This is a genomic window from Campylobacter sp. IFREMER_LSEM_CL908 (assembly GCF_025771545.1).
Classification (GTDB): Bacteria; Campylobacterota; Campylobacteria; order Campylobacterales; family Campylobacteraceae; genus Campylobacter_D; species Campylobacter_D lari_D.
The window spans coordinates 23,835-41,157 of record NZ_JAKMQK010000003.1 but is presented as its reverse complement, the minus strand read 5'-3'; the positions used below and the strand labels follow the sequence as shown (position 1 = coordinate 41,157).

The 17,323-nt window shown below is 26.7% G+C and carries 18 protein-coding genes and 1 pseudogene; 3 read left to right on the top strand and 16 right to left on the bottom strand.

Translation table 11 applies throughout. The annotated features are described in order from the left end of the window. Nucleotides 1-5: 5 nt before the first annotated feature. The 10 genes from L8U04_RS01685 to L8U04_RS01640 form a co-directional block, all read right to left on the bottom strand. On the bottom strand, nucleotides 6-167 hold the full coding sequence (locus L8U04_RS01685; RefSeq protein ID WP_263709267.1) for a hypothetical protein: 162 nt from the start codon (nucleotides 165-167) through the stop codon (nucleotides 6-8). Then, the gene (locus tag L8U04_RS01680) at nucleotides 167-931 is read right to left on the bottom strand and encodes an oxidoreductase (RefSeq protein ID WP_263659305.1); all 765 of its coding nucleotides are present in this window, start codon (nucleotides 929-931) and stop codon (nucleotides 167-169) included. The genes L8U04_RS01685 and L8U04_RS01680 overlap by 1 nt, the downstream gene beginning before the upstream one ends. Continuing rightward, entirely contained in the window at nucleotides 931-1,638 is a 708-nt protein-coding gene (locus tag L8U04_RS01675; RefSeq protein WP_263659304.1) for an acylneuraminate cytidylyltransferase family protein, read from the bottom strand. The genes L8U04_RS01680 and L8U04_RS01675 overlap by 1 nt, the downstream gene beginning before the upstream one ends. Then, complete coding sequence (locus L8U04_RS01670; RefSeq protein ID WP_263659303.1) at nucleotides 1,631-2,533, bottom strand: Gfo/Idh/MocA family protein; 903 nt, start codon at nucleotides 2,531-2,533, stop codon at nucleotides 1,631-1,633. The genes L8U04_RS01675 and L8U04_RS01670 overlap by 8 nt, the downstream gene beginning before the upstream one ends. After that, on the bottom strand, nucleotides 2,530-3,558 hold the full coding sequence (locus tag L8U04_RS01665; protein WP_263659302.1) for a nucleotidyltransferase family protein: 1,029 nt from the start codon (nucleotides 3,556-3,558) through the stop codon (nucleotides 2,530-2,532). Before L8U04_RS01665 ends, L8U04_RS01670 begins: the two co-directional genes overlap by 4 nt. Continuing rightward, nucleotides 3,555-4,715 carry a UDP-N-acetylglucosamine 2-epimerase gene (gene neuC / locus L8U04_RS01660; RefSeq protein ID WP_263659301.1) on the bottom strand — a complete coding sequence of 387 codons (1,161 nt, stop codon included), beginning with the start codon at nucleotides 4,713-4,715 and terminating at the stop codon, nucleotides 3,555-3,557. The genes L8U04_RS01665 and neuC (L8U04_RS01660) overlap by 4 nt, the downstream gene beginning before the upstream one ends. Beyond that, nucleotides 4,705-5,709 carry an N-acetylneuraminate synthase gene (gene neuB / locus L8U04_RS01655; protein WP_263659300.1) on the bottom strand — a complete coding sequence of 335 codons (1,005 nt, stop codon included), beginning with the start codon at nucleotides 5,707-5,709 and terminating at the stop codon, nucleotides 4,705-4,707. Before neuB ends, neuC (L8U04_RS01660) begins: the two co-directional genes overlap by 11 nt. Nucleotides 5,710-5,729: 20 nt before the next feature. Then, nucleotides 5,730-6,104, bottom strand: coding sequence for a MaoC family dehydratase (locus L8U04_RS01650; RefSeq protein ID WP_263709293.1), 375 nt, complete (start codon nucleotides 6,102-6,104; stop codon nucleotides 5,730-5,732). Nucleotides 6,105-6,137: 33 nt separating this feature from the next. Then, nucleotides 6,138-6,551, bottom strand: a complete 414-nt coding sequence (locus L8U04_RS01645) for a hypothetical protein (protein ID WP_263662624.1) — start codon at nucleotides 6,549-6,551, stop codon at nucleotides 6,138-6,140. A gap of 288 nt (nucleotides 6,552-6,839) precedes the next feature. Next, a complete protein-coding gene (locus L8U04_RS01640) occupies nucleotides 6,840-7,847 on the bottom strand; it encodes an NAD-dependent 4,6-dehydratase LegB (RefSeq protein WP_263709266.1) in 1,008 nt (335 codons plus the stop codon). A gap of 205 nt (nucleotides 7,848-8,052) precedes the next feature. Here L8U04_RS01640 and L8U04_RS01635 point away from each other — a divergent pair. Beyond that, nucleotides 8,053-8,783: pseudogene (locus L8U04_RS01635) on the top strand (glycosyltransferase family 25 protein). Here L8U04_RS01635 and L8U04_RS01630 read toward each other — a convergent pair. From L8U04_RS01630 to L8U04_RS01615, 4 genes are read right to left on the bottom strand one after another with little or no spacing between them, the layout of a single operon-like run. Next, nucleotides 8,773-9,444 carry a cytidylyltransferase domain-containing protein gene (locus tag L8U04_RS01630; RefSeq protein ID WP_263709265.1) on the bottom strand — a complete coding sequence of 224 codons (672 nt, stop codon included), beginning with the start codon at nucleotides 9,442-9,444 and terminating at the stop codon, nucleotides 8,773-8,775. The pseudogene L8U04_RS01635 and the gene L8U04_RS01630 sit on opposite strands and share 11 nt — an antisense overlap. After that, on the bottom strand, nucleotides 9,441-10,556 hold the full coding sequence (gene neuC / locus L8U04_RS01625) for a UDP-N-acetylglucosamine 2-epimerase (protein ID WP_263662622.1): 1,116 nt from the start codon (nucleotides 10,554-10,556) through the stop codon (nucleotides 9,441-9,443). The genes L8U04_RS01630 and neuC (L8U04_RS01625) overlap by 4 nt, the downstream gene beginning before the upstream one ends. Further along, nucleotides 10,553-11,584 (bottom strand): sialic acid synthase, encoded by a 1,032-nt coding sequence (gene neuB1, locus L8U04_RS01620; protein WP_263659297.1) that lies wholly within the window; start codon nucleotides 11,582-11,584, stop codon nucleotides 10,553-10,555. The genes neuC (L8U04_RS01625) and neuB1 overlap by 4 nt, the downstream gene beginning before the upstream one ends. Continuing rightward, on the bottom strand, nucleotides 11,526-12,482 hold the full coding sequence (locus tag L8U04_RS01615; RefSeq protein ID WP_263709264.1) for an alpha-2,3-sialyltransferase: 957 nt from the start codon (nucleotides 12,480-12,482) through the stop codon (nucleotides 11,526-11,528). Before L8U04_RS01615 ends, neuB1 begins: the two co-directional genes overlap by 59 nt. Before the next feature lie 79 nt (nucleotides 12,483-12,561). Between L8U04_RS01615 and L8U04_RS01610 the strand changes: the two genes are divergently transcribed. After that, the gene (locus L8U04_RS01610) at nucleotides 12,562-13,467 is read left to right on the top strand and encodes a glycosyltransferase family 2 protein (protein ID WP_263709263.1); all 906 of its coding nucleotides are present in this window, start codon (nucleotides 12,562-12,564) and stop codon (nucleotides 13,465-13,467) included. On the opposite strand, the gene L8U04_RS01605 is transcribed toward L8U04_RS01610, so the two are convergent. Next, nucleotides 13,439-14,500, bottom strand: coding sequence for a beta-1,4-N-acetylgalactosaminyltransferase (locus tag L8U04_RS01605; protein WP_263661239.1), 1,062 nt, complete (start codon nucleotides 14,498-14,500; stop codon nucleotides 13,439-13,441). The two genes, L8U04_RS01610 and L8U04_RS01605, sit on opposite strands and share 29 nt — an antisense overlap. Before the next feature lie 57 nt (nucleotides 14,501-14,557). Here L8U04_RS01605 and L8U04_RS01600 point away from each other — a divergent pair, with 57 nt between their 5' ends. Then, entirely contained in the window at nucleotides 14,558-15,775 is a 1,218-nt protein-coding gene (locus tag L8U04_RS01600) for a glycosyltransferase family 2 protein (protein ID WP_263709262.1), read from the top strand. On the opposite strand, the gene L8U04_RS01595 is transcribed toward L8U04_RS01600, so the two are convergent. Beyond that, nucleotides 15,776-17,323 (bottom strand): glycosyltransferase family 2 protein, encoded by a 1,548-nt coding sequence (locus L8U04_RS01595; protein ID WP_263709261.1) that lies wholly within the window; start codon nucleotides 17,321-17,323, stop codon nucleotides 15,776-15,778.

Below are 17,323 nucleotides of genomic sequence, written 5' to 3'. Positions count from 1 at the left end.
TTCTTCTAGCGGCTTATCATAAAGCCTATGCCCCCCCCCCCGTCTATAATATTTATATCTAAATTATCATCACCTTGTACTATTTGATAAGTTTGATTTACTTTTTTTAATTGCTCTTTTAAATTATGATCAAACACTGCATTAATATTATTTTCTAAAATACTCATCAAAGTCCCCATCCATCATCTACTATTATAGTTTGTCCTGTTATAAATTTAGAATAATCTGACATTAAAAATATCAAAGTCCCGCACACATCATTAGCATCTAACATACCTTTAGAAGCACAACACTTTCTATAAGCATCCAAAAACACTTGGGGTTGATTGTCTTTTATACCACCAAAGGCTACGCTATTTACTCTTATATTTGTATTAAAAAGCTCTTTAGCAAGCCAAACACCAAGATGATTAATACCAGCTTTTATAACACTATATTCTAAAGGACTTTGCATAGAAGTTCCTTTATAGTTTTCAAATTTAGGCGCATAAACACCCATAATCGAACTTAAATTAATAATATTTCCAAAGCCTTGTTTTTTAAAAAATTTTACCATTATATTAGCTATAAAAATAAAACTAGCTAGATGCAAATTCAAACTTTCACAAATTTGTTCATAACTTGCTTCATAATAAGCAATTTTCCCCCAATCTTTACTCACAGGATAAGCACAATTAACAAAAGCATCAATTTTTCCAAATTTTAAAACAGCTTCTTTTAAACAATCTTCAATTGCTTTTTGATCATTTATATCAATTTTTTTGCTTAAAATGCGTTCTTTATTATTTAATTTTGATGCTAAGTGAAATAATCCTTCCTCGTTAATATCTGCAATGATAATTTTTCCATTATGCTCTAAACACGCCTTGCTCAAAGCACTTCCTATACGGCCACATGCTCCTATTATAAATACTACTTTATCTTTAATCATTAAAAATCTTCCTGTTTTAAATTAGCCTTTTTGATTAAAAATTCTACTATTTCAAAATCAAACTCACTATCTATATCAAAAGCTGTCTTTTCATCCATTATATACAAGCTCGTATCTTTTCCAAATAAAGTATCATTTTTTAACAATTTTTCCCTAGTAAAAATATAAATACTAGCATTCATATCATAACATTTTGGAGCACTTTGACGCGTAGTGAAATTTCCTTCTTTAGACTTTTTTACCTCATCATTATCTACTTCTATTAGATTAAAATACGGGTTGCGTCTTGCTGGAGTAGCTGTAATTAAATTTGACTTTTTTTCTTGTTTAAAAAGCTCATATGCTTTGCAAATATCTTTACTATTTCGCAAAGGTGCAGAAGCATCAAGATCTATTATGGTGTTAAATTTGGTATTAAAATATTCTTCGCTTTTTAACAAAGCATCTTTTATAACAGGCAATTTAGCACTATCATCTTTTGCCAAATTTTCATCTCTTTTGAAAAAAACTTCTCCGCCATATTTTAAAGCAACTTGTGCTATTTCATCACTATCTGTACTAATTACAATATGTTTAAAAAGTTGAGAATTTTTAGCTTGGATTATGCTATAAGCAATTAATTCCAAATCATTAATTTTTCTAATGTTTTTATTTTTAACCCCTTTACTATCACCTCTTGCACATATTGTGCATAAAATATTATTCACTAGATCTCCTTTTGACTTCATCACATAATTTTAAAACATCAAAAGCTTCATAAAGATTGCACACGCTACAATCCTTTTCTATAATTTTTTCATGAAGACTTATTAAATTTTTTATCGTATCACTTTGGCATTCTTCCACCTGCAACGAGGTAGTTGTTCCAAAAATGTATAATTTGTTATTGACTAAATCTGCCTTATAAGTTTTATCACGAGAATGCAAAACAATCTCTCTTTTTGTAAATTTAGAAAAATAATCAAGTTTGATATGAATTAATTCTTTTTTAGATTTTAAAGATAAAAATGCAAAATCATCACTATTAATTTCAAGTTCAGAAATTTTTAAATTTTGAGCATATAATAATTTTAATTTTTCAAAAAAATAATACGCTAAATCAAGCTCATGGGATAAATCCAATAAAACTCCTCCACCTAATTCTTTTTTTGCACTATAATTTTGAGTATAATCACAAATTCTCCAGTTTGGTAAATATGATGAGCAATTAAATTCAACAAAATAAATATATTGATCTTTTTGTATAATAGTTTTTATTTTTTCCACTAAAGGATGAAAGCGTAGCAAATAAGCCACATAAATATAATTACCATTGATAGAGTTAAACTCTCTATATTTTTCAAATAAAGGCTTTTCAATTAAAATAGTTTTGCCTTTTATTTTTTTATCGATTGATTCTAAAGTTTCATAGTGATTTATCGTTATAGTTGCTATAACAAATAAATCAATTTCTTCTAATTTTACTTCTTGCAAGCTCTTAAAGCATTGCAAATCATTCTTTTTATAACTTCTTGAAACTACGCTAACTTCATAACCTAAGTGTTTTAAAGCTAAGTAGTGTTTTTTTCCTATACTACCAAATCCTATAATCAAAGCTTTCATTGAAAATCCACAATCGCCTTTTCATATTCTTCAAGTCTTCCTATATCAATCCAATAATCTTGTAATATATAAGAATTTATTTTTAATTTTTTATCTAACAATCGCTTAATCAAATTAGGCATATCCAAATACACATCTTTTTTGATATACTTTAAAACTTCTGGTTCTAATACATAAATTCCAGCACTAACTAAAAATTTCTGCATAGGTTTTTCTTCTATATCTTTTATATCATTGTTAGAAATTTTCACAACACCGTAAGGAATTTGTTGCTCAAATTCTCTAAGTACCACACTCATCACTGCTTTACTTTTTTTATGCTCTTGAATAAGTTGATCAAAATCAAGTTTAGTTAAAATATCTCCATTCATAACAATAAATGATTTTTTCATATCTTTCACCAAAGACAAAGCCCCGGCAGTGCCAAGTTTTTGTTTTTCTTTAATATAAGAAATTTCAACACCCCAACTTTTGCCTTCTTGAAAATAATCACAAATAACTTCTTTTTTATAATTTACACAAAATATAAACTTTTTAAAACCTTGTTCTTTGAAATTTAAAACAATATTTTCGAGTATTGGTTTTTTACCTATTTTTAACATAGGTTTTGGAGTATTTTTGGTAAGTTCACCCAATCTACTTCCAAGACCTCCAACCATTAGAACTACTTCATTTTCAAAACTTTTTTCTTTAAGAATTGAAGCAATAGATTTTATAGCTATGACTTCATTTTCACTATTTAAGACAGGAAAATCATAAATATCAGTTTGACTAGCTAATTTTAAAAGCTCTTCTTTACTTGTATTTTCTTTAATAGTTAGCGAATTCTTAGTATAAATTGTTTCTATACTATCTTCAAGCTTTTTGCCATTTAATAAAGCTCTTCTAATGTTAGAATCACTAATTACACCTAAAAATTTATCATTTTCTACCACCAAAGCTATTCTAACACGCTCACTACCTATAATTTTTAAAGCTTCTTGTATGCTTGCATTTTTAGCAAGTTTTAATTTTTCAATACTCATTGCATATCCACAAATTTTTTATATAAAATTTTTTCCAAAGAAATATTTTTTAAAATATCCTTTATCATTAGACTTGTATTTTTACCTTCACACTCAAAAGGATTAATGAAATTTTTTAGCTTATCTTGATATTCTTTGGTATTAACATACAAAAACGCTTGTTTTAAATGATAAATATCACAATTTATAATATTATCAGCAAAAATTCTTCCTTCTTGCCTGTTACCTATATTGATACAAGGAATTCTTAAAAAAGGACTTTCGCAAATTCCACTAGAGCTATTTCCTATAAGCATATTTGCTATTTTCATTAAACTTAAGTATCTTTTAGAGCCCAAATTATCAAATAACTTTGCTTTATGAGATTGTTTTATACAATACTCATTTAAAAGCTCATTAATATATAAACCATTCTCATCAGCATTTGCTTTCGTAAAAATTAAAGTAGAATTTTCCAAATTATCTAAAAATTCAAGCAATAATTTTATTTCTTTTTTAACGCTTGATTTTTGTATCGTTTGAGGATGATAAGTTATTAAATATATATTTTCATCAAATATCAAATTCAATTCTTTTTGCAAATCTTCCTTGTTTAAAAAATTCATATTATTGATATTTTCTCCCCCTAGAGAACCTACATTAAAAACTCTATCTTTACTTTCTCCAAGTTGCAAAATTCTATTTGCATAAGTTTGAGTACTAGCAAAATGCAAATGCGCCATTTTACTAATAGCATGCCTAATGCTATCATCAATAGCTCCCAAAGTAAGCTCACCTCCACAAAGATGCGCTAAGGGAATTTGCATTACCAAACAAGCGCTAGCACAAGAGAGCATTTCATATCTATCGCCTAATATCACCACAATATCAGGTTTTAATTCTTCAAAAGCTTCACAAAGTGAAATTTGTAAAAGCCCCATACTTTTACAAATACCTACACCATCATTGTTATTAAGCAAAATGGGAATTTTTTTATTTACTTTAAATTCTTTTTCAATCTCTTGATAAGTAAAACCAAAATCTTGACTTAAATGAGCTGCTGTAACAATAAGCTGCAAAGTTAATTCATTATCTTGTTCAATGTATTTACATAAATTTCTTAACAAATACCATTCAGCCCTAGTGCCACTAATAACACAAATTTTTCTATTCATCAATTAACTCATCTTCGGCATAATCTCTACTAGCAATTTTACCTAAATATTTATCATATTTCATAGCACAAATTCCATCCCCCGGTCGCTTTGTGGTAAGATTTTCTTCACTAAAACATTCGCCCTTTTTTATAACTTTTTTAGCTACAAGAGATTTTCTAGCAATGGCTTTGTTTTTACTTTCGCTTTTGCTTGGAATTTTAACACCATTTCCAAAAGCTTGTTCTAGCTCTCTTATGGATTTAATCATAGCTTTTAATTCTTCAGGTTCTAAGGAAGCTTGATGATCAGGCCCTTGCATACTTTTATCTAAAGTAAAATGTTTTTCTATCACACAAGCTCCCATAGCTACAGCTGCTATAGGTATAGTTATACCCAAAGTATGATCAGAATATCCTACGGGCAAACAAAAGGCTTTTTTTAAAGTTTGCATAGCCCTTAAATTTACATCTTCAAAAGGTGTAGGGTATTCTGTATTACAATGTAAAATAATGATTTTATCTCTTTGAGTGCCATTTTGCACCAAAATATCTAAAGCTTTTTCAATCTCACCTAAAGTGGCCATTCCTGTTGATAAGATGATATTTTTATTAAAACTAGCAATTTTTTTCAAGTAAGGAAGATTAGTTAATTCTCCGCTTGGAATTTTAAAAATTTCTATATCAAATTTTACAAGCAAATCAATACTTTCTAAATCAAAAGCAGTGGAAAGAAATTTAATATTAAATTTTTTACAATGTTCTATTAAAATTTCATGATCTTGTTTAGAAAGTTCTAATTTTTTAACCATATCAAACTGGCTTTGATTTTCATCAGTAGCTTGGAGTTGATACTCTGCTTTTTTGGCATTTTTACTTATACAATTTTCAGCTACAAAAGTTTGAAATTTTACAAAATCAGCCCCAGCTTCACTGGCTACTTCTATAAGCTTTTTAGCTAAATTTATATCACCATTATGATTAACTCCAGCTTCTGCTATAATTAAGGTTTTTTTCATGATATTTTCACTTTTTTGTATCATGGGACAAATATCTCAGCTACCCCGTCAATTGCTATTTTATTTTTTATTTTACAAAATGTTTTAAAATAAATTCTTTTTTTAGCAATATTAACTTTAATCACTTCAATTTCAGCTTCAACCTCGTCTCCAATATAAACTGGCCTCTTAAAATTAAGATTTTGAGAAACATAAACACACCCTTTACCTGGTAGTTTTGTGCCAAATAAAGAAGAAAAAAATGAAGATACAAAAAATCCATGTGCTATTTTTTTCTTATATCGACTCTTCAAAGCATATTCTTCGTCTATATGAATTGGATTTACATCGCCTGATAATTTTGCAAAATTTTCAACATCCAAATCTGTTATCACTCGAGTACAAGAAGCCTTCATTCCTATATGTATTTTATCAATATTAATCATATTTTATATTCTTTTCTTTAAATTTTCTTTATTTAATTTTATCGCAGGGTTTCCAAAAACTACTTCATTGTCCTTTATATTCTTTGTTACGACAGATCCAGCTGCAATTGTAACATTATTTCCAATCACTAAAGGTTTGTCATTTTTACCTTGATGAATAATAGCTCCTGTTCCAATATATACATTATTACCTATAATAACATTACCATTGCATTTTACAGAAGGCGCAAATGTCACATTATTACCTATAACACAATCATGAGCCACATAACTATAAATATTAGCTTGAAAGTTAACACCAATTTTGCAATTGGAAGTTAAAGTAACGAAAGGACAAATAATAGCTCCTTCTAAAATGATAGACTGATTTGATATGAAAGATTTAGAACTTATAAAACTAAAAACACCGATTTTCATTTTTTTAATTTTATTATAAACAATACCACGAATTTTAGGATTTGATATTGCAATTATTACACTGTCATTTTCCTTGAAATGATAAAAATCCTCACATCCTAAATATGGAGATTGAAAATTATATTTGTTATATGTTTCATTTGTTATATCAAAATAACCATCTACCCCCCCCCATTGTGTATATTATTTAACTTATTATCATAAGAAATGTACTCTGTAATTTCATAAGCAAAACTGCTAGCTCCAATTATATATTGACTCAAAATATACTCCTTTTTATTATAGAAATTAAATATTATAAATATCACTTTTATATTTTTTTAAATTTAAAGGTTTACTAAACCACTCTATAGTTTGAGCTAAACCTTTTTCTATATCATATTGTGGTGAAAAGTTAGTAAGGCTTTTGATCTTGCTATTGTCACACCATAGCCTAAATACTTCACTATTTTCGGGTCTAACGCGTTCATTTTCTGTGATAAATTCTACATTTGATTTCATAAGTTTTTTAATGAGTTCTAAAGTATCTTTTATGCTTATTTCATAATTTGATCCTATATTTACCACTTCACCTATAGCCTTTTGGCATTTAGCTAACTCTAAAAACCCTAAACAAGTATCTTTCACATAATTAAAATCTCTAGTAGGACTTACATCTCCAAGCTTTATTTGTTTAGCTCCATTTGCAATTTGAATGATGATAGTTGGGATCACCGCCCTTGCGCTTTGCCTTGGGCCATAGGTATTAAAAGGTCTTGCTATGGTCAGTGGGAGATTGAAAGCATTATAAAAACTCATTGCCATAGCATCAGCACCTATTTTGCTTGCTGAATATGGACTTTGTGCTTGCAAAGGATGTTTTTCATCAATAGGCACATACAAAGCCGTACCATAAACCTCGCTTGTACTTGTGTGAATAATACGCTTTACATTATTTTCTAATGCACTTTGGCAGATATTTAAAGTACCCTTTATATTAACATCTACATAACTATCTGGAGCAACATAAGAAAAAGGTATGGCTATTAAAGCTGCTAAATGAAAGATGATTTCTACATCTTGAGTGATATTTTTACAAAAATGTGGATCTCTAATATCTCCACAAACTACTTCAATATCTTTTAAACACTCTATATCTTCAAGCCAACCCCAATAATTAAAAGAATTATACTGGCTTAAAGCTTTAATTTTATAACCATAAAACAAAGAATTCTTGTCTTTAGTTTGTGTATAAAGCATTTCAACTAAATGCGAACCTATAAAACCATCTGCACCTGTGACTAATATATTCTTCATTATAACTTCTCATATATTTTTTGTGCAATAATAACATTTATATAAAAAATAAAGCAATTTTATGGCAAAATTACCAACATAAAAAGCAAAGTTTAAAATGCATTAAAAAATTAGCTAGTGTTTTTTCATATAAGCATTTTAATGGAAAAATATTAGAAGTTTTAGAAAAAGAAATTTTAGGGTTAGAGAGTAGAGTTTGAAAAAAATAAAAGTTTTTATCATCAATCTAGAACACTCAAAAGATAGAAAAATTTTATGCAAGAACAAATTCAAAAACTCTTCGCGTGTAATCCAAATTTAAAAAATCAACTAGAATTTGAATTTTTTAAAGCCATCGATGGTTCTAAAAATGAGCATTTGCAATTTAAAAGTCACTTCCCATGGTGGTGTCAATTTGCACTTGGGCGTGAACTTAGCGATAGTGAAAAATCATGCTTTGCATCTCATTATAGTTTATGGGAAAAATGTCAAGAACTTAATAACCCCATCATCATTTTAGAAGATGATGTCATCTTTAGCGATGAGTTTTTAAACAACTCAAATATCATTGAAAAATTACTAAATAACTATGAATACATAAGATTTTATTACCTTTTTGATAAAAAAATACACCATTTAAATAATAATTTTTATATAAGTTACGAAAATATTGGTGGCACGCAAGGATATTTTATACACCCAAATGCTGCAAAAAAGTTTATTGAAAAAGCGAGATATTGGTTTAAGCCTGTAGATGATTATATGGATATGTATTATTATAATAAAATACAAAACATTATATATAAACCATTTTTGCTTGACTTAAATCATGTAGAAACTACTATAACACAAAGAAAAAAGAAACTTAGCATACCATCTAAAATTATAAGAGAAATTATAAGATTTTATTTTTTGATTTTAAAATTTACATATAATAAAAAACATCTTAAACAATAAAACCTTTGATAATTCTTTCAACTTTATTCAAATCTTTTTCACTATCTATATCCAAACTAGCTTTTTCATCCATTATATAACAACTCGTTTTTTCTTGCAAAAAAGTTGGGTTATTTAAAAATAAATTTGACTTTACTATATAAATTGCACCATTACTCATATAAGTTTTTGGTAATTTTTGCCTAGGCATAAACGGATATTTGTTATTGCAAATTCCTTTTAAGTTGCCATTATCATCTGTAAAAGCTTTTAAAATTTTATTATCGCATTCTACAACACTTATTAATGCATTTGAGTTTTCATTTTTAAATTTTAAAAAAGCTTCGTCTATATGTACATTTGTCCTTAAAGGGGAAGTGGGTTGTAATAAAACAATATTTTCATAATCTTTGTAAAAACTCAAGGTATGTAATACAACCTTATCACTAGTTGTATCATCTAACGCTAACTCTTTAGGTCTTTTTAACACATCTACACCTTGAGTTTTTCCATATTCTAATATATCACTACCATCGCTACTTAAAACAATTTTATCTACATACTTTGAATTTTTTGCCGCATTGATAGTATAATACAACAAAGGCTTATTGTGTAAAAGAGCTAAATTTTTATTTTTTATACCTTTTGAACCAGCTCGAGCAGGTATTATAGCTAAAGTCATTTTTTATCCATAAATATTTTTTGCTTGTTTATAGTAAATAAAATATTATTTTTCAATAACCTATAAAATTGCTCAGAACTATTTAAAATTTCTAGTCTTTTGTTTATAATATTAGTGCATTTGCTAGTATTTAAAATAGCTTCTAATATATCCTTTTCCTCTGCATTTACTCTTATTGTTTTATTAATGTCAGTTCTACCATCTTGTCTTGAGCCAACTAAAATTCCATTTACATTAAGATATAAAGCTTCTTTTATTATACAACTTGAATTTCCTATGATAAAATTGGCATTTTTTAACAAACTTATAAAATACTCAAATCTTAAAGAAGGAAAAATTTTAAATCTTTCATTATTTTTAAGCCTTTCATAATTTTGCAAAATCAACTCAAATCCTAAATCATTATTTGGATAAATAACTATATAATTTTTCTCACTTTTTATAAGAGCATTTACAAATTCTTCACTTTGTTTATATAAAGAGTTTATTTCGGTTGTAATTGGATGAAATATAGCTATGGCATAATTTTTAAATTTTATATCATAATATTTTTTTGCTTCATCTAAAGATATAGTATTATTTAGCAATTCTAAATCAGGAGAACCTATAATGAAAATGGATTTCTCATCTTCACCCATTTGTATTAATCTTTTTTTTGCTATTTCATCATTTACTAAATGAATATGTGCTAATTTACTAATAGCGTGTCTTAAGCTCTCATCTATAGTTCCTGAAAGCTCTCCGCCTTCTATATGTGCCACTAAGATATTATTTAAACTTCCTACTATAGCAGCAGCTAAAGGCTCCACTCTATCACCATGCACTACTATCAAATCAGGCTCTATCTCATGTATAAATTTAGAAAAACCATCTATTGTTGATGATAAAGCTTTATCCATCTGATAATACTTATCATGATTTATATATTTATATATATTTTTAAAACCACATTTTTCTATTTCCATATAAGTAGAGCCAAATTTTTTACTCATATGCATACCGGTTACAAATATAAATAATTCAAATTCATTTGAATTATCAACTTTCATCATTAGTGATTTTATTTTAGAAAAATCAGCTCTAGTTCCACTAACAAAAACTATTTTTTTCATTCAAAATCATCCCATGTTAGTTGTATATTATTTTTTATATCTTTTTTTGCTCTTTTTCCAAGTATGGCTTCAAAATCCTTTGCACTTATGCCACCTTTTGAAGGTCTTTTTACCCAAATATTATCCATAGATAAAATTTCACCCTTTTTTATATCTTTTATACTTACTACACTAGCAAATGCAAAATCAATGGTCACTTGCTCTTCTTTTAAAGGATTTTTATTATTATCGCCTCTTAAAAGCACCATTTCTTGTGTTTGATTTATAAGATCTTTTAAAGTGCTTTCATCCATAGAGCAAACTATATCAGGGCCTTTTCTATCCATAGTATCCGTAAAGTGTCTTTCTAGCACACTTGCTCCAAGAGCTATTGCGCCTATACATGCAAGATTGTTTGTGGTGTGATCACTGAGTCCATAAAGACAATTAAATTCTTTATATAGTTCTAACATAGCTTGTAATCTTACTAAGTGTGATGGGGTTGGATATAAATTTGTAGTATGAAGTAAAACAAAAGGTATTTCATAATCTCTAAGTATTTTAACTGTGGGTTTTATACTTTCTATGCTATTCATACCGGTACTTATAATCATAGGTTTTTTAAATTGTGCTATATGTTTTATTAAAGGATAATTATTGCATTCACCCGAGCCTATTTTATAAGCACTTACACCCATATCTTCTAAACGATTTGCAGCAGCTCTGCTAAATGGAGTGCTAAGATATACTAAACCTTGCTTTTCTACATACTCTTTTAAAGCTAGTTCATCTTTATAGCTTAATGCACATTGCTCCATGATCTCATAAATACTAATATTTGCATTACCTGGTATAACATTTTTAGCTTCTTGACTCATTTCATCTTCGACTATATGAGTTTGGTGTTTTATTATCTTAGCTCCTGCTCTTTTGGCTGCATCTACCATAAGTTTTGCTATCTCTAAACTACCATTATGGTTTATGCCTATTTCAGGGATTATCAAAGGATTTTTCTGAGAAATAGTTAATTTTTCTATTTTTATTTGCATATTTTTCCTTTAAGTAGTGTTTTATGTCACTTGGAAGATGGAATAAGTCTTTAAATAGCTTATAATATATATTTTGTTTAAATTTTGAATTTTGATTTTGCATTTTGTATATGGTATTTTTATATTCGGAATTTGGTATCAAAATATCATTTATATAATTACTCGGTTTATTTTTTAATATGAAATTACTATTCTCTATAGGTGCTAAATCTATATATTTACTAATTAGGCTATTTTCATTTAAGGTATAGAAATTAACTTCATATTGCTTCTTCAGCATTTTTAAAGCTTGCAAATCAAATTCTTTAGAATGTCTTTTATTGCTGTCACCAATTTCAAACTCTGGAATTAATTTTAAGATATTGTTATTGTTATTTTTAAATACATATATATTATTTTTATCATCATAAAAATCGATACCTGTCAAATATATATTTTTATATCCTAAAGCAACAGCAGCAGCACACATATAAATTCCAGAAGTTATTCTTTTGTTTTCATAAATTTCATTGTATTTCACAAATGTAAGAAAATCATTTATTTTAGCTAATACTTCATGTCCTAATAATGCATCACAAAAATAACTAGGAAATAATTTTATAAAACTCTCATCATCTATTAATGGCAAATTAAAAGTGGAACATATTATATTTTCTATATTGTATTCTTTATTTTGTATAAGTTGCTTTGTTGTATAGTATTGCTCAAAAAATACAAAAGAATTAAAAAAAGCATATTTTACATTTCTACCTACAAAATATCTATCTTCAAAATAAAATTGATTACATCTAAAAACATCAAATTCTTTTGGTAATCTTTTATAATTTATCTTTTTTAAACTAGGTCCATTGCCACAAATTACAGCATTACCCCCCCCTGCATTTATATTACCCTTCATTATTGATTCCTTTTTTTATAGTTTTATAATATTAAATGATATTTTGCTATAATTTTTAAAAATAAATAAAAGAGTATATATGAATAATCCTTTAATATCAATTATACTACCAACATATAATGTAGAAAAATATATAGCTAGAGCATTAGAAAGTTGTATTAACCAAACTTTTAAAGATATAGAAATCATTGTAGTAGATGACCTTGGCAATGATAAAAGTATAGATATAGCTAAAGAATATGCTAGTAAAGATGATAGAATAAAAATCATACATAATGAACAGAATTTAAAGCTTTTAAGAGCAAGATATGAAGGTGTTAAAGTGGCAACTTCACCTTATATCATGTTTTTAGATCCTGATGATTATTTAGAGCTTAATGCATGTGAAGAATGTGTTAAAATTTTGAATAAAAATAATAAGATAGATTTAATATTTTTTGATGCATTTGTGTTAAGCAACAATAGTAAAATAGAAAGAAAATTAAATTTTCAAGAAAAAAGCTACATAAAAAAAGATTTTTTAAAAAAGCTACTAAAAACCAAAAATCTATTTTGGACAATGTGGGGAAAAGTCATAAAAAAAGAATTATATCTCAAAGCTTTTAGTCTAATACCACTGGAAAAAAATACCAAAATTAATATGGCTGAAGATGTTTTATTGTATTATCCTTTAATAAATATCTCAAATGCTATATTTTATTTGAATAAAAATTTATATAATTATCAAATAAGCAACTCCTCTATAACCGGAACCTTAACATCACTAAACATAAAAACAAATATACAAGAACAAGATAATGTTACAAATCTTCTAAAGAAGATACAACATAACTATAATTTTAATCTAGCTTTGCTGTTTTTAATTAATTATTTTTTATTGATTGAAAAATATGTATTATCAGGTAAGAAAAATTCTCTCTATTTTAAAATCAATATTTTTTTTAAAAAAAATCAATTTAAATTTTATCGCTTTCTAAAGATGTAAGCTTTTCATATATTTGCTTTAATACTTTATATTTTAACATTTCAAAGTCTATTTGATCTCTTAATTTTTCTTTATAATCCCTAATAAATTCATCTAAACCAATCCAAGTCAATTGATTGTAATCATTTTTTCTGTAACTTTTAATAAATGGAAAATGATAATTATTAAGTTCTGTATAAAAGAAAACTTTTTTTTCAAAAGATAAAACTTCATAAGATTTTGCAAATTTTGATTTAATATCAACTATATTCCAATTAAAACTATCCCCCTTAATTAATACTTCTTTCCAAAATAAATTAGTATTTTGTATCAATAAGCAATCTCCCGGGGCTCTTAAAATCATTCCATCTTTATCCCGATAAACATAAAAATTCCCATCGTTAAATACAAAATCTATTCTAGAATAACTAACCACATGATAATCTTTTTTGGGTATATAAAAACTCTTATATAATTTTTTAGCATCATAGTAATGGTCCACATCTATTTTTATAAGCCATTCTCCTTGAGGAATAAAGCTTGCAACATAATTATAATAGCTATAAAGTTTATTTTCTTCACCTTGCGGATTTTCAATTTGTACTTCGTAAGGATATTTTACTGGTATAAAAGAAGGATATTGCTTGCAAAATTCTAAAATAATCTCCTCGCTTCCATCAGTACAATCATTATATCCTATAACACCTCTTTGCACAGCAGGTAATATGCTTTCTAAAGAAGCTCTTAAGGTGATAGCTTCATTTTTCACTCTTATAAAAGCCCAAGGATTTAAAGGAGATTTTGGATCTTTTGAATTCAAATCAAAATCAAAAAAACCTTGATGTTTTTTCACACCATAAATAGCTCCGTTAATCTCGAGAAAATAATTATTAGAAAACAAGTTTATTTTATTTACTAAATCTTCATTTAATATAGAATTTACTTTTTGTAAAACAATAGTCTTATTGTCTAAAAAAAATCTTATTTTTTTTCTCACATAACTTATAGGTATAAAAAATAAAAATATCTTTATAATCACTTCTCTCGTTTTCATACTCTCTTATTTTTCTTTTTTAGATATAATACAAAAAACAACCAAGTGAAAGTGTATATGAATAATCCTTTAATTTCCATTATTATACCAATATACAATGTAGCACCATACCTAAAAGAATGTCTAGATAGCGTTGTCAATCAAAGCTATAAACATTTAGATATTGTTTTAGTAGATGATGGAAGTGATGATGAAAGCTTAGATATAGCTTTAGAATATCTCAATAAAGATGAAAGAATATTTTTAATCTCTAAGGAAAATGGAGGATTGAGTTCGGCAAGAAATATGGGATTAGAATTTATAAAAGGAACTAAGCTTAGAAGCTTTTTTGAAGATGATAAAGAACAAGATATAATCTCTTTTACCTCAACTCATACCTTTGACAAAAATACAAAAATAATCAGCAAAGAAGCTATAAAATCAAATTTTATACAAATTCAAAAAAGATACATAAAAACAAATATAGAAAATATAAATGATTTATTAGTGCAAGAGCTACCAAATTCTATAATTCACTTTTTAGATTCAGATGATTATTTTTTAAATGATTGTATAGAGCTTTGCGTGAAAGAAATGATTGAAAAAGATTTGGATATTTGTGCGCACGGGTTTGAAGAATATCATGAAAAAAATAAACAATTCATAAAAAAAAGTTTTTTTAAAAAAACTTTTTATGAAAATTTTTATCATCCATTAGATTTATTAAAACTAAATAACAGATATAATTTTTATTTTGCTTGGCAAGGAACTTTTAAAGCTAAAATTTTAAATCAATATAATCTTCGTTTCACTCATGGAATTTATCATGAAGATCATGATTTTGGAACTATATTGTTTTGCTTGGCCAATAGAATGTTTTATATTAAAAATAATTATGGTTATATTTATAGAAATAATCCTAATTCAATAACATCGACACAAAAAAAATCCACTTTTCCAAGGAAAATACCAAAATTTTTATTTCCGATAAAACACCATTTTAAAACATATAAATCTTTAAGAATGTACTATAAAGTTTATTCTTTTAGCATTGTAGCTTTTCAAATTTATAATTTTATAAATCGAAGTAAACACAAAGGCGATATTTTTTTGCAAAATATGATTTATGAATATTGCGATTTGTTTAAAACTTCTTTAAAAATTGATCCTTTACATATATTAGATATTTATAAAAAAATAAAATTAAATAAAAATAAACTATTTTTTAAATGTATAAAAAGATTAAAAAGACATCCGAAACATATCTTTCACTTGATTAACTATTTTTTGTATTAATTATCTCCAAGTTGTTTTTTCATTTTTTATAGTTTCAAGATAAATTTGATGATTGATTTCAAGCATATTTTTGCTATTTTCTTCATGGTAAATATGATAAGCTAGAGCATAGAATTTAAGTCTTTTAAACACTCCATTATTAAATAAAAATCTAGCTACAAACTCGCTATCTTCCCTACCCCAGCCTATAAATTTTTCATTAAATCCCTCAATGGCTTCAAAATCACTTTTATAAAAGCTCATATTGCAGCCTCTTATACCTTTAATAAGTTGTGATTTTTTAAAAAATTTCTTAACTAGTTTTGAAAATTTATATATACATTTAGCTAAAAAAATATTTCTTTGATTTTTAAAACCCTTTTTATTAAAAGCCAAACTAAAATCATTTTTGCTTAAAAGTTCTTTGCTTTCTTTTTCATTTAAAATCACCCTAGAACCTTGCAAAAATACTTTTTTTTGTGCAAATTTCAAATGATCAGCTACAAAACTTTTTTCTAAAACCATATCTCCATCTATAACGATTATATATTCGCTTTTAGAAGCTTTAATAGCTTTGTTTCTAATCTCACTTAGTCTAAATCCCTCATCTTCTTGCCAAATATGCTCTAACTTACAAGGAAAATCCTTTTGATAAGCTTGTATAAGCTTAGCCGTATCTTCCCTGCTTCCATCATCAGCTATTAAAACCTCATCTGGTAAAGGCTCTAAGTTTTTAACGCTATCAAGCACCAAAGCAAGCCTTTCTTTTTGATTATAGGTTGTGATGATTAAAGCACAAGTTTTTGGCTTTTGTTTTTTTAACTCATATAATTTCATATATTTAAAAAAGGCCCCAAGACCATTGCAAGTACTTATGATAAAGCCTTTATAGCCATAAAAAATCCCTTTTTTCAAAACATAATTTCTAAAAAAAGTCCAAATTCCTCTTAGCAATGCCTTGCAAACACTACTTTCTCTGTGTAAATTTTGCAAAGCCCAAAGCTTAGAGTATTTTTGAAGCTTATCTAGCAAACTATCGATATTTTCAAAAGCAAAATGTCTCAAACCATTTTGCAACTTAATCTTTTTACTATCTTCATATAAAATCAAACTCTCATGCACTAAATTTTCATTAAAATTAGTATGGGTTTTATTAAACACCCGCATTACATGATCGGGCCACCATCCACAAGCTTTAATCCACTCTCCATTATATAAATTTTCTCTTGGTAAGGCTATAATATCTTCTTTATTAGGCTCAATTTGCCCTAATTCTTGTAAAAATTCTTTCTTAGCAAGCTCATCTGCGTCAATATTAAAAATCCAATCATTGCTAGCATAACTTATGGCTAAATTTTTCAAAGGTCCAAAACCTATAAATTTATGTTGATAAATCTTGATATTTTTATAACTTTTACTAAACTCATAAGCAATTTTTAAAGTATCATCATTGCTATCATTTTCTATCAAAACTATCTCGCCAAATTCTTGCAAAGATTCCAAGCAAGCTTTTAAAGTTTTTTGAGCATTTTTAACAATCATTATCACACTAATTTGCTTTAAATCCAT